The 12,689-nt window shown below is 62.5% G+C and carries 10 protein-coding genes; 2 read left to right on the top strand and 8 right to left on the bottom strand.

Annotated features, from left to right (window positions below):
- Nucleotide 1: 1 nt before the first annotated feature.
- The 5 genes from VGD45_RS04480 to VGD45_RS04460 form a co-directional block, all read right to left on the bottom strand.
- Nucleotides 2-1,399: an energy transducer TonB gene (locus VGD45_RS04480; protein ID WP_331154069.1), complete on the bottom strand. Its 1,398-nt coding sequence runs from the start codon at nucleotides 1,397-1,399 to the stop codon at nucleotides 2-4.
- 214 nt (nucleotides 1,400-1,613) lie between these two features.
- The gene (locus VGD45_RS04475; RefSeq protein WP_331154068.1) at nucleotides 1,614-2,687 is read right to left on the bottom strand and encodes a cyclopropane-fatty-acyl-phospholipid synthase family protein; all 1,074 of its coding nucleotides are present in this window, start codon (nucleotides 2,685-2,687) and stop codon (nucleotides 1,614-1,616) included.
- A gap of 3 nt (nucleotides 2,688-2,690) precedes the next feature.
- The gene (locus VGD45_RS04470) at nucleotides 2,691-3,470 is read right to left on the bottom strand and encodes a DUF1295 domain-containing protein (RefSeq protein ID WP_331154067.1); all 780 of its coding nucleotides are present in this window, start codon (nucleotides 3,468-3,470) and stop codon (nucleotides 2,691-2,693) included.
- Nucleotides 3,467-3,823, bottom strand: a complete 357-nt coding sequence (locus VGD45_RS04465) for a DUF1475 family protein (protein WP_331154066.1) — start codon at nucleotides 3,821-3,823, stop codon at nucleotides 3,467-3,469. Before VGD45_RS04465 ends, VGD45_RS04470 begins: the two co-directional genes overlap by 4 nt.
- A 152-nt stretch (nucleotides 3,824-3,975) precedes the next feature.
- Nucleotides 3,976-5,916, bottom strand: a complete 1,941-nt coding sequence (locus VGD45_RS04460; RefSeq protein WP_331154065.1) for a methyl-accepting chemotaxis protein — start codon at nucleotides 5,914-5,916, stop codon at nucleotides 3,976-3,978.
- Nucleotides 5,917-6,168: 252 nt separating this feature from the next.
- Here VGD45_RS04460 and treS point away from each other — a divergent pair, with 252 nt between their 5' ends.
- Entirely contained in the window at nucleotides 6,169-9,432 is a 3,264-nt protein-coding gene (gene treS / locus VGD45_RS04455; RefSeq protein ID WP_331154064.1) for a maltose alpha-D-glucosyltransferase, read from the top strand.
- A 3-nt stretch (nucleotides 9,433-9,435) separates the two neighbouring features.
- Here the strand turns inward: treS and amrA are convergent, their stop codons facing one another.
- Complete coding sequence (gene amrA, locus VGD45_RS04450) at nucleotides 9,436-9,993, bottom strand: AmmeMemoRadiSam system protein A (protein ID WP_331154063.1); 558 nt, start codon at nucleotides 9,991-9,993, stop codon at nucleotides 9,436-9,438.
- Nucleotides 9,965-10,969 carry an AmmeMemoRadiSam system protein B gene (gene amrB / locus VGD45_RS04445; RefSeq protein WP_331154062.1) on the bottom strand — a complete coding sequence of 335 codons (1,005 nt, stop codon included), beginning with the start codon at nucleotides 10,967-10,969 and terminating at the stop codon, nucleotides 9,965-9,967. Before amrB ends, amrA begins: the two co-directional genes overlap by 29 nt.
- On the opposite strand from amrB, the gene amrS reads away from it, so the two are divergent.
- Nucleotides 10,883-11,965 carry an AmmeMemoRadiSam system radical SAM enzyme gene (amrS, locus tag VGD45_RS04440; RefSeq protein WP_331154061.1) on the top strand — a complete coding sequence of 361 codons (1,083 nt, stop codon included), beginning with the start codon at nucleotides 10,883-10,885 and terminating at the stop codon, nucleotides 11,963-11,965. The two genes, amrB and amrS, sit on opposite strands and share 87 nt — an antisense overlap.
- Nucleotides 11,966-12,025: 60 nt before the next feature.
- Here amrS and VGD45_RS04435 read toward each other — a convergent pair whose 3' ends face one another.
- Nucleotides 12,026-12,634 carry a porin family protein gene (locus tag VGD45_RS04435; protein WP_331154060.1) on the bottom strand — a complete coding sequence of 203 codons (609 nt, stop codon included), beginning with the start codon at nucleotides 12,632-12,634 and terminating at the stop codon, nucleotides 12,026-12,028.
- Nucleotides 12,635-12,689 lie beyond the last annotated feature (55 nt).

Genomic DNA, 12,689 nt, shown 5'->3' with positions numbered 1-12,689 from the left:
CTCAGGACTGGCCTTCCTCTTCGGCCTGCTTGCGCATCTTGAAGACTTCGCGATTGATGACGCCTTCGGTCTGTACCGGCTCGCCGTTCACGAATTTCGGGCGATAGCGCGAGCCGCGCACGGCGTTCAGCGCCTCCGACGCCTGCCGCTGCGTACCGCTCTGCTCGATCACCTTGGCGTCTTCCACGTAACCTTTGTCGTTCACCGTGAACTGCACCGAGACGAACTTCTCGTCGATCTCCTCGGGTGACAGCTGACGATTACGCATCGCCAGCGGCGGCAAGGGATAGTAGACCCGCACTGGGAAGCTCAGCGGCGCCGCCGCCGCTTCCGGCGACGAAGGATCGGTGCTCGTGACCAGCGCAGCCGCGCGCCGATAGTGAGTCAGCGCTTTCTCCGACTGCTGTTTGAGCTGATACCAATCGCCCAACTGGATCAGCGTGTCGGTCAATAAATTCGGCGCGGTGTCGGGCCGCGCTTCCAGAATGGCCACCGCGCGTTGCAAAGCTCTCTCACCGTCGCTGCTGATGTACTTGGGATTCACGCCCTTGGGCTCGACCGCCTGCGGATCGAGCAGCAGCCGGTCATGCAGCGGCTGAAATCCTTGAGTGGCGTAATAGATCTCTGTCACATAGCTGCGCGCCAGGCCCCGCAGCGGCAGGACCAATGCCGGATCGTTCTTGCCCAGCTTGCGCTCGACGATTTCGATGGCGTCCCGATAACGTTCCCGGCCGAGCATGAAATTGCCCGTGTCGATGTACCAATCGGCGATCACGCACAGCATCGGCGACATGCGCGGATCCTTCGCGCCATACGTGCGTTCGCCGACACGCTGCAGATAAAGCATCTGCTTGGAGCCTTCCACCAGGCGACCGGTGTGGGTGAGGCTGGAGGCGAGTTGACGCAGCAGGCCCTGCTGGCCGAGGTCGAACAAGCCGTACGTGCGATGGCTCGCGTTGAGCGCGCGCTCCAGGTACGGGATCGCTTCTTCATGGCGTTCGAGCAACGCCAGCGTGTAACCCAGGCCGCGCAACGGATCGATCAACTCCGCGCCGCCACGTGCGTCCTGCAACTCGGTGATCTTCAAAGCTTCGCGATAAGACGCTTCGGCATTCACCTTGTCGCCGCCGTTGAGCTGCGCGTTGCCCAGGAGCGTCAGCGCGCTGGCGAGCGCCTCGGGCTGGTTCCTGGCCCGGGCCTGTTCGACCAGACGCCGCGCTTCTTCGATGGCGGCCGACCAGTCCCGCTTGTCATAACTCGCCCAGAATTCCTGCTGGGATTCGGGGCGCTTGGGCAGCGGGGGGGCGGCGGCGGCCGGGATGAGTAACGTGGCCAGGCCGAGCATCACGCCCAGCCTGGCAGCCTGTAACAAGGGGTTGGACGAACGCCCATTTTTCATGACCCACCCCCGACTCACTCAGCTCGTCGTTATCTCTCCGCTATCGGACAGAGGCTACGACGCGCCGTCGACACGCACAAGATCAGATATTTACAACTCGGGATCGGGCATCCTGCCACGACCCTCGGGCGAACCGGCGAAAGGCGTGACTTTCGCCTCTCGCTCGCCGCCGGACGGCGGCGCGGGTACATCCATGTACCCGCCTGCGCCCCTGTTACTTGTTGAAAAGGTAATGTGACACGAACCATTCACTGCCGCCGCGGTAGCCCCACAGCTCCGCGCAGGCCATGAAAAACACGCGCCAATACACCCACCAGCGCTGCACGTTCTCGGCGCCGTAGGTGGCCGACAGGATCGGCTCGATCCGGGCGCGGTTGGCGTCCATGTTGGCCAGCCAGCACTCGCTGGTGCGGCTGTAATGCGTCCCATCGACGCGCCAATGCTCTTGCAGCCGCAGATCGCGCTGGAAGTAGCTGAGCAGGTGGTCGCTCGGCATGATGCCGCCCGTGAAGAAATAACGCGCCATCCAGTCGTTCTCGTCGCGGACCTCGAACGGATAGGCGTACTCGCGATGGGTGAAGATGTGCACGAACAGCGTGCCGCCGGGCCGCAGCCACGAGCTGATCCGCGCCAGCAACTGCTCGTAGTTACGCATGTGCTCGAACATTTCCACCGATACGACGCGGTCGAAGCGCGCGTGATCGAGCGCCAGATCGTTCATGTCGCAGGTGATGATCTGGATATTGCGCAGTCCGCGGCTGGCGGCGCGGGCCTCGATGAACTGTTTTTGAGTACGCGAGTTGGAGACGGCGGTGATGCGCGCGTTCGGATAGCGTTCCGCCATCCACAGCGTGAGCGAACCCCAGCCGCAGCCGAGCTCCAGAATGTCTTCGCCATCGGCGATGCGGGCGCGACGGCAGGTGAGCGCCAGCATTTCCGCCTCGGCCTCGTCCAGCGACGTGACGCCCGGCTGGAAATAGCAGGACGAATACTTCATGTGCTTGCCCATGACCATTTCGAAGAACTCGCACGGCAGCTCGTAGTGCTGCTCGTTCGCTTCGCGCGTGTTGATCGCGATCGGGCTGGCCTTGAGCTGCGCGATGAAGCGCATCAGATGACGCTGTTGAGCTTCTTCGCTGGTGCGTTTTTCTTCCCGCAGCCGCTCGGCCAGCAGACGCCGGATGCCGAAGCGCACCAGCGCATCGGGCAACAGATTCTTGGCCAGCAGGCGGAAGGGCAGGGAAATGGCCGGATCGGCCGGACGCGGCGTGATAACTGTGGCGGTCATGATTCAACTTTTCCTCGGCAGCGGAATAAACATGCTGGTGCGCTGCTGATACTCCCGGTACTGCTCGCCTTTGGAGCGCAACGCCTGCTCCTCGGTCGCTTTGACGCCGGTCACGTTGATCAGGAAATGCAACATCAACGCCGGCATGGCCAGCGCCAGCCAGCCCCACGGGGAGGCGAGGGCGAACACGGCGTAGCCGATCCAGATCGTCCATTCGAAGAAATAATTCGGATGGCGCGAGTAGCGCCACAACCCTACATCGCAGACTCGACCGTGATTGGATGCAACGCGCTTGAAAGCCGCGAGCTGGCCGTCGGCGATGCTTTCTCCGATCAGGCCGATTAACCAGATCGCGACACCTGCGGCTTCGAGCACGTGCAGGCGTGGGTCGGGATTGGCGCAGGCGATGAGCAGCGGCAGGGCGAGCACCACGTTGAGCGCTGCCTGCAGCTGAAAGAAGCCGAAGAACTTCGCGTTGAGGTTGGCCGCCCAGCGCTGGCGGAGATCTACGTAACGGCCTTCTTCCGGCTCGCCGATGATGCGCTTGGCAAGATGCCCGGCGAGGCGCACCGACCACAATGCATACATTGCGGCAATGATCCACTTCCGTGTTTCCCAGCCGCCCGCGAGCGTCGCGTATAGCAGCGCGAGCACGGCGAAGTTGCCGGACCATCCGACGTCGACGTAGCTGAAGTTACGATTGCGAATGCCGAGCAGCCACAGCGCGGTCATGATTGCGAAGACCAGCAGCGTGCCCAGTATCGCGAGTAGCCAAGGGCTCATCGCGACGGGGCTCCGCGCGACGTCAGAATGTCACTGGCCGGCGCGCCAGGCGGCAACTTCTGAATCTGCCACAGCACGTAGCTCGCCATCGCCATGTTGCCCAGAGCCATGATGGCCACGAACCACAACACGCGCGAGAGCCACCCGCGCTCCTTGAAACACACCCAGACGAAGAAGGTCACAAAGCCGTAGTAGGCGTCGATGAAAGTCGCGACATTCCACCAGCGGTCCGGCCCCCGGGTGAGGCCCTGCCATTGCCACACGGGCTGCTGATTGCTGGCCCACACGGTGTAGGCGAGCAGGGACAGCAGAATGGCTGCAAACAGGATCTGCAGCAGGGCTCGGGTATTCATCGATTGGCCTCGCGGTCGCTCGCCGGCCTCGGTGCGGGCCGCGCGCTTCCTTTGTTTGCGAGGTATTCGGCGACGGGTGGCGTGTGGATGCACGCCCGCCGCTGCGATTCCACGAGGCGGGCACGAGCCCGCTTAGGCGTTAGTGGAAACGATTAAGCGGCCGATCGGAGTTCTTCTTCGGTCTGTTCCGTCTCGGTCACGGCGAGCGATGGAGCAGGCGTCGTAACGGCCTGTCGCTGGGCGTCGCTGCCCAGCGTGAACATGCCAACGGCATCCAGCAACGTCTCTACCTGACTACGCAACGACTGCGCGACAGCCGCCGTCTGTTCGACGCGAGCGGCATTCTGCTGAGTGTCGCCGTCGATGCGGTCGATGGCTTGGTGGAGTTGGGCGATGTCGTTGGTTTGGGTGCGGCTGGCCATCGCGATTTCTTGCATGATGTGCGAGACGCTCTGCACCGAATTCAAAATCTCCTGCATGGTCTGGCCCGCGCCGTTGACCAGTGCCGCGCCTTTTTCGACGTCTTCGAGCGATGCGCCGATGAGCTTCTTGATCTCGTTGGCAGCAGTCGCGGAACGCTGGGCGAGATTGCGAACTTCGCTGGCGACGACCGCAAACCCGCGCCCCTGCTCGCCGGCGCGGGCGGCTTCAACGGCCGCGTTCAGCGCCAGCAGATTGGTTTGGAACGCGATCTCGTCGATCACGCCGATGATGTCGCCGATCTTGCGTGACGAGCCGGTGATGGCCTGCATGGTCTGTACGACCTGCCCCACGGCTTGATTACCGCGAGAGGCGACCTTGCGGGCTTCATCCGAGACGCGCTCGCCGTTCAAGGCGTTATCTAGATTGCGCTGTACGTTCCCTTGCACCTGCTGAGCGCGCTCGGCAGTCAGGCGCACGGCCGAGGATTGTGAGGCTTCGCGTTGGGCCAGCTCGTCGTTGGAGCTGGCGATCTGCTCGCCAGCGCTGTCGATCTCACTGGTGACCTCGCGAATTCGCGACACTAGCGATTGCAGTTGCGAGCGGCTGACGTTGAAGGCATCGATGAGCTGCGCGATTTCGTCCGAGCCCCGAGCCGGGTAGTTCGTGGTCAAGTCGCCTTGCGCGAGCTTGCGCATGCGCGTCATCAGCGCTGCGAAGCCGCGCAGGTTGGAAAGATAGAAGCTCGAGATCAGATACACGGCGAGCGACAAACCGATCAAGGTGATGGCGAGCAACACATTGCGGCGGTGCTCGAAGCCTTCGATGCGAATGGCCAACAACTCATCCAACGCAGCCGTGGCGGCAGTCGATATCGCCAACGTTTGTTCGCTCAGTTTTCCGCCGACACCCACGCGCGCCGAATCAGGCTCGCCTCGGCGCAATCGCTCGGCGTGTTCCTTGAACTCGGCGTAAGCCTGTTCGAACGCGCTGCCATTCAGTTTGGGAATCAGCGATGGATTTGCCCCGGTTGCGCGCTTGATCGCCAGCGCGAGCGAGTCGCGATACGTGGAGGCGCGGGCAGCGATGAATTGAATGGCGACGTCGTCGGCGCCGGACACCGAGCCGGCGGCTTTGATCTTCAACGCCATCGCGTCCAGCCGCGCCGCCGTTTCCGACAGCTTCGGCGCATAGTCCATCACGAGGGCCATGGCGTAATAGGAATCCAGATCCGGATCGAGCGTCAGCTTGGAGTTGTCGCTGATCAAGCCGTACAGCGAGAGCGCCTGCGCAGTGACATCGTCGAGATCGCTACCGCCCCAACTGCTGCGCAGAGCACGTAACTCTTCCTCGATGGCCAGCGCATTGCCCTGGGATTCATTCAACGTGAGCGCGTCGTCCAGCGCTTCCGATCCGTCACTGACGGCATTGTCGCCGGCGCGCCGCGCCGCCAGCGCCGCCATGAATTCATTCATGGGCGCGAGGTAAGCCGTGCCGAGCCGCTCCTGCTGTGCGAACTCGATGTTGCTTTTGGAATAACTGACCACGCCGTACACCGCGACGCACAGCGGCACCATGAAGGCGGTGCTGATGATGGCGAACTTGATCGGCAGACGAGCCACCTGCATCAAGCGGATCCCGGGCGCGAGTAAACGGTCCAATGTGCTCGACATACGTGGTTATCTTAGTTCGCGGCCAGCCGGATTCGGGCGAAGCTCACCCATGGGCGGAATCGGCGCGCCCGTGACGATCTTGAGTCGGTGCTTGCACCCGATTCAGGCCGGGCCGGGAGCTTTGCGCCGTTCTGTGACTGGGTTCACCGGTGCGCCGGCGTGGGGCAAGTCGCCTCGTGGCGTCGGCGTCAGGCGGAACCCGACAACCCGTTGTATGCGTTTGAACCCATCAGCCGTCAGCCGCAGCCGAACATGAGTGACGACCCGCTTTGGTACAAGGACGCGATCATCTATCAGATGCACGTCAAGGCGTTCCACGACGCCAATGGCGACGGCATGGGCGATTTCGCCGGCCTGGCGCAGAAGCTCGATTACATCCAGGAGCTGGGCGTCAACACCATCTGGTTGTTGCCGTTCTATCCGTCGCCATTGCGCGACGACGGTTACGACATCGCCGATTACACCAACGTGCATCCGGACTACGGCACGCTGGAGGACTTCCGTCAGTTCATCCAGGAAGCCCATCGTCGCGGCTTGAAGGTCATCACCGAGCTGGTCATCAACCACACCTCGGACCAGCATCCGTGGTTCCAGGCGGCGCGACTCGCGCCGCCGGGCTCGCGCGAGCGCGAGTTCTACGTATGGAGCGATGACGACAAAAAGTTCGCCGGCACGCGCATCATCTTCACCGATACCGAAACGTCCAACTGGGCCTGGGATCCGGTGGCGCGCCAGTACTACTGGCATCGCTTCTTTTCGCACCAGCCGGATCTGAACCACAACAATCCCGAAGTCGTCGAGGCCGTGATCCAGGTCATGCGCTTCTGGATGGACATGGGCGTGGACGGCATGCGGCTGGACGCGATTCCCTATCTTTGCGTGCGCGAAGGCACCAACAACGAAAACCTGCCCGAGACCCACGCCGTGCTCAAGCGCATGCGCGCCGCGATGGATGAAAGCTACACGGGCCGCATGTTCCTCGCCGAGGCCAATCAATGGCCGGAGGACGTGCGCGAGTACTTCGGCGAAGGCGACGAATGTCACATGGCGTACAACTTTCCTCTCATGCCCCGCATCTTCATGGCGGTGGCGTTGGAGGATCGCTATCCCATCGCCGAAATCATCCGCCAGACTCCGGACATTCCGGAGAACTGCCAGTGGGCCATCTTCCTGCGCAATCACGACGAGCTGACCTTGGAGATGGTCACCGATCGCGAGCGCGACTACATGTACAAGATGTACGCCAACGAGCCGCGCATGCGTGTGAACGTCGGCATTCGCCGCCGGCTCGCGACGCTGCTCGGCAACGACGTCGATCGCATCAAGCTGATGAACAGTCTGCTGCTGTCCATGCCCGGCTCGCCGATCATTTATTACGGCGACGAGATCGGCATGGGCGACAACATCTATATCGGCGATCGCAACGGCGTGCGCACGCCGATGCAATGGAGCATCGATCGTAACGCCGGCTTCTCGCGCGCCGATCCGCAACGTTTGTATTTGCCCGTGATCATGGATCCGATCTACGGCTATCAGGCGGTCAACGTCGAAGCGCAAAGCCGCGATCCGTCGTCGCTGTTGAACTGGACTCGCCGCATGCTCGCCGTGCGCCGCCAGTTTCAATGTTTCGGTCGGGGCTCGCTGGAATTCGTGCGGCCACAGAATCGAAAGATCATCGCGTATGTGCGCAGCTGCGGACCCGAAATGATCCTGTGTGTCGCGAACCTGTCGCAGACGGCGCAGGCCGTCGAGCTCGACCTGTCGAAGTTCAAAGGTCGCGTGCCGGTGGAAATGCTCGGTCGCAACGCGTTCCCGCCCATCGGCGAGCTGCCGTATTTCCTGACGCTGCCCGCACATGGTTTCTTCTGGCTGCAGCTGAGCGACTCGGCGGCGCCGCCGGCGTGGCACGTCGAGCGGCTGCCGGCCACCGAGCTGCCAGTGCTGGTGTTGTCGGAAGGGCTCGCGACCTTCCTTGCCGAGGTGACACAGTCTGCGACCGGCGGCCTCATGCGTCGCACCTTGCAACAGCTCGAAACAGAGGTCCTTCCCGAATTCATCCGCGCTCGCGGCTGGTTCTCGTACAAGCGCGGCGACGTCACCACGGTGCGCCTGGGACCACGAAGTGTGTGGCGCTATGAGCAACACTCGTACCTGCTCTGCTTCGTGGACGTGGAGGGCGGCAGCGCCGGCCGTCGTCGCTACGTCTTTCCGCTGACCATCGGTTGGGAAGACGGGGGCGACACCATCCTCCGCACCGCTGAGTGGACGCTGGCGAAAGTTCGCCAGCATGCGCGTGCGGGCGTGATGATCGATGCATTTGCCGACCCGTTTTTCTGTTTCGGGCTGGTGCAGAACATGGCCAATGGCGCGACCTTGCCGTTCGCGGGCGGCGAAATCCGCTTCCAGGCGCGTGCCCCATTGCCGCCGTTGCCGGCGCCCGATTTACAGAGCATGCGCCATGTGGGCGCTGGAACGACCAACACCAATATCATCATCGACGAGTCGCTGTTTCTGAAAGCGTATCGGCGCGCCGACACCGGGCCGAATCAGGATCTGGAAATGTCGCGGCTTCTCACCGAAGCCGGCTTCAAGGCCATTGCCCCGTTGCTCGGGCAAATCGTCTGGGAGGCCGAGGAGCCCACGCTGCTGGCCTCGCTGTCTGCTTACGTAGGCAACCAGGGCGACGTGTGGACGTATACGCTGAATCACCTCGAGCGGCATGTGGCGATGATTTCTTCCCAGGACGCCACCGGGCCCGAGCAGCCGCATGCGTTGTTCACGACTCAGATGCAGACGCTCGGGCGGCGCATCGGCGAAATGCATTCGATTCTGGCGCGAGCCGACGACGTGGCGTTCGCGGCCGAACCGATTCGCTCTCAGGATTTGTCGCGTTGGTATAGCGCCGTGCAGTTCGATGCGGACGCGACCCTGACGGCGCTTCACCAACGTCTGCCGACCTTCTCCGACGGTGTGCGGGCGCAAGCCGAGCAACTGATCGGCATGCGCGAACGTTTGTTTGCTCACATCCGTGAGCTGACAGCCGCGCCGATCAACGGTCTACGCACGCGGGTGCATGGCAATCTGCATCTGGCGAAGATTTTGCTGGTCGCCGACGACTTCCTCCTGACCGGCTTCGAAGGTGACATGACCCTGCCGCCCGCCGAGCGCCGCCAGAAGGAATCGCCGCTGCACGATGTGGCGAGCGTGCTGATGTCGTTCCGCTACGCCAGCAGCGTGGCGTTGGAGCATGCCATTGCGCACCGGCCCGAACTGCGCGACCGGCTGGAGCCGGAGCTGGCGCAGTGGCTGCGTCTGACCACAGAGGCATTCCTGCAAGGTTATCGGCGGGGTGCGATCGAGTCAGGCGTGCTGCCCACAGAAGAAGCAGGCACGCAGCGATTGTTGAAGCTGTTCATGGTCATCCGCTCCGTGTACGCCTTGCGGCACGAATTGGAGCTGCGTCCGGACATGGTCCCTGCCGCCATCGACGCGTTGCTGGAGCAGTGTCGGCCCTGAGTCTCAGCCGAAGCTCTCGGTGGTGTAGAGCCACACCTGCAGGTCGGGTGGCCAGAAGTCCGCCGGCCATCCCGCCTTCAATTTCAAATGCCGGATGAAGTCGCGCGGATCGGGAAGTTGTTCCCAGACCGCCGGCAGGAAGGTGCTGCGCCTGGCGCCGGCTTGCAGAATCACGCCATCGACGCCGGGACGTAAGATCTGCAGCAGTTCCGCTTCGTTACGTACGTCGAACGGTTGCGGCTCGCTCAGCACCGAGATCTGAATGCCGGCGTGAATCCATTCCTGCGGCGTGAGCTCTGGAAATCTGGGATCCGCGAACGCCGATGCCCACGCATTGTTCCAAACATCCACGTGCAACGGACGCGTTGCTTCGATGGTCCCGCAACAGCCGCGCAGATCCTCGCCGACCCGCAGCGTAACGAACGACGCGCCGGGACGAGTCAGCTCCGGATCGACCGGCGGGCCCTGATAGGGGGCGAGCTCGCCACGCGGCAACGCCGCTTCGATAGATGCACGCGCCAGCGCGAGCAGCTCAAAACGTTGTTCCGGTTCCAGGCTCATGTAAGGCAAAAGCTCCGTAGCCCACCACGCGGCTGCGATCGCCGGCAGTGTCGCCGGAGTTGCAGCGGGCGATCTCGGCGATGCGCGCATCACGCTGACGCGCAAGAAACGAAAGACCGTTGATGCCAATGCAGCCGCACGCTTGCTCGCCGGTCAGCGACGGCTCGCTGCGCAAGATCGCGGCGATGGTTTCGGCGTCGACTTCGCGTGCTTCTTCGTACGGTAAATAATGGCTCAGGTCGGAGCTGACCAGCACCAATGTCTCTGCTCCACCCCAGACATCCGCCAGCACGGCGGCGACCGCTGGCGGCGACGCCGAGCCCAATGCAATCGGCAGCAGCGTGAAGTCATCGAACAGCGTCTGCAGGAAGGGCAGCTGCACTTCCAGACTGTGCTCGCTCGCGTGCGGCGTATCCGACTCCACCACCTGTTCATGGGTGAGCGCGCGCTGCTTGAGTTCGCCATCTATCGGCACCATACCTAGCGGCGTTTGGAAAACCCCGGACGCAGGTACGGCCATTCCGCGCAGGTAGACGCGATGACTGGGGCCGATCAGCACGATGCGGCGAATCTGCCTACGCTGGTGTGCGACCTGCGCGTACGCGGCGGCGGCAATAACGCCCGAATAGACATAGCCCGCGTGCGGCACGATTAAAGCTTTGGGCGCAGGGCCGGCGACGGTGGGCGCCTGTGCTAAATACGCCGATACGGAATCGCGCAACTCGGCAGGGTCGTCCGGATAGAACAGGCCGGCGACGGCGGGCAGTCGAACTCTTGTGCTCACTTTTCCAGCGTTCCCCCGCATTGCTGTCAGGCGCATGATGGGAATCGCACGTATGTATACGCCGGTCCCCCGGCCGTTGAAAGATCGCTTTGTGAAACCTCCATCATGAACGTTCATCCGACTAAGTACTGGCATGTGTTGGACGACGGTCGCGTTCAGTGCGACGTGTGTCCGCGCGAATGCCGAATGCACGAGGGGCAACGCGGACTGTGTTTCGTCCGTGGCGTCGAGGCAGGCGAGGTCAAGCTGTACACCTACGGCCGATCCAGCGGTTTCTGCGTGGATCCCATCGAAAAGAAACCGCTGAATCACTTTCTGCCCGGCACGTCGGTGCTGTCGTTCGGCACCGCCGGCTGCAATCTCGCCTGCAAGTTCTGCCAGAACTGGGACATGAGCAAATCGCGCGAGATGGACACGCTCGCGGATCAAGCCTCGCCGGACATGCTGGCGGCGGCCGCGAAGCGGCTTGGATGCTCCAGTGTCGCGTACACCTATAACGATCCGGTCGTGTTCATGGAGTACGCGATGGACGTTGCCGACGCTTGTCGCGACGCCGGCATCAAGAGCGTCGCAGTGACCGCCGGCTACATCAGCGCTGCGCCGCGCATCGAGTTCTACAAACACATGGACGCGGCCAATGTCGACCTCAAAGGATTCACAGAGCGGTTCTATAAAAAGGTTTGTGGCGCCGAGCTGGCGCCCGTACTGGAGACGCTCGAGTACCTGAAGCACGAAACATCCGTGTGGTTCGAGATCACCACGCTGCTGATTCCGGACGAAAACGATTCGGACGCCGAGCTCGACCAGATGACCCGCTGGATCATGGACAAGCTGGGGCCGGACGTGCCGCTGCATTTCACGGCGTTCCACCCGGACTGGAAGATGCTGGACAAGTCGCACACTCCGCCGGCGACGCTCACGCGCGCAAGAAACATTGCGCGCGCCAACGGGCTGCACTACGTCTACACCGGCAACGTTCACGATACCGAAGGATCGAGCACCTATTGCACGGGATGCAGCAAGCGCATCGTCGAACGCGATTGGTACGAGCTGGGCGAATGGCAGCTCGATGCGCACGGCAAATGTTTGCACTGTGGCACGCAGCTGCCCGGCGTGTTCGATGGCGCCGCCGGCAAGTGGGGCGCGAAGCGCATGCTGGTGCGACTGGCCGCGGCCGGCGGCCGATAGAAAAAACCCGCCGGCATCGCCGCCGGCGGGCTGTCGCTCAACATTTATCAGCTCAGGACGTTAGAAGCGCCACTGGCCCGTCAACCAGAACGCGTTCGAATCGTCCACGTCTTCCAGATCGATCTTTTCGTACTCGAGCTTGGCGTGCAGCCGCTCGAGGAATGTCACACCGAGGCCGACGCCATACATCAGATCTTCACCGCTGTCGCTGGAGTCGAAGTCCAGGTCGGTGGGATCGTCGATGTTTGCGGTGATGTCGAGGTCGTAAAAGTAATAACCCAGTTTGGCAGACAGTTCGACGGGCCCGAGCGGAAATGAGCCGATCACGGACGGCGCAAAGCCGGAAATCTCGGCTTTGTAATTGCCGCTGGAACCGCTGGTGCTGAAGTCGTCTTCAGGTCCGCCATAGTCGACATAGGCTGCTTGCAGGGCAATGTATGGATTGATGCGCCAGCCCACGAAGGCTTGCCACGCCGTATCGTCGTCGTCGAGCCGACCCAGCGCTTCGTCGATACCGTCCGCGCCGTCGATTTCGATATCGAACTGACCGACGCCGCCGCCGACGTAAAAACCTTCGTCGTTTTCGGGCGACTGCGCGTACGCGGCCTCGGAGATAACTACGGAGGGACCCAATGCCAGCATCGTGGCCGCTATGATTGCGCGATTCATGCACACTCTCCTGTGAGTATTAAAAGTACGAGCTACCCGCCGGCCGGCGTACGCA

Origin of the sequence: Steroidobacter sp. (assembly GCF_036402275.1) — a bacterium.
Classification (GTDB): Bacteria; Pseudomonadota; Gammaproteobacteria; order Steroidobacterales; family Steroidobacteraceae; genus Steroidobacter.
This window is presented reverse-complemented; position numbering and strand designations above follow the sequence as displayed.

What these genes read in the sequence shown, in the direction of transcription:
- VGD45_RS04480 (WP_331154069.1), bottom strand. Translation starts at nt 1,399, where the DNA reads ATGAAAAATGGGCGTTCGTCCAACCCCTTGTTACAGGCTGCCAGGCTG.
- VGD45_RS04475 (WP_331154068.1), bottom strand. Translation starts at nt 2,687, where the DNA reads ATGACCGCCACAGTTATCACGCCGCGTCCGGCCGATCCGGCCATTTCC.
- VGD45_RS04470 (WP_331154067.1), bottom strand. Translation starts at nt 3,470, where the DNA reads ATGAGCCCTTGGCTACTCGCGATACTGGGCACGCTGCTGGTCTTCGCA.
- VGD45_RS04465 (WP_331154066.1), bottom strand. Translation starts at nt 3,823, where the DNA reads ATGAATACCCGAGCCCTGCTGCAGATCCTGTTTGCAGCCATTCTGCTG.
- VGD45_RS04460 (WP_331154065.1), bottom strand. Translation starts at nt 5,916, where the DNA reads ATGTCGAGCACATTGGACCGTTTACTCGCGCCCGGGATCCGCTTGATG.
- treS (WP_331154064.1), top strand. Translation starts at nt 6,169, where the DNA reads ATGAGTGACGACCCGCTTTGGTACAAGGACGCGATCATCTATCAGATG.
- amrA (WP_331154063.1), bottom strand. Translation starts at nt 9,993, where the DNA reads ATGAGCCTGGAACCGGAACAACGTTTTGAGCTGCTCGCGCTGGCGCGT.
- amrS (WP_331154061.1), top strand. Translation starts at nt 10,883, where the DNA reads ATGAACGTTCATCCGACTAAGTACTGGCATGTGTTGGACGACGGTCGC.
- VGD45_RS04435 (WP_331154060.1), bottom strand. Translation starts at nt 12,634, where the DNA reads ATGAATCGCGCAATCATAGCGGCCACGATGCTGGCATTGGGTCCCTCC.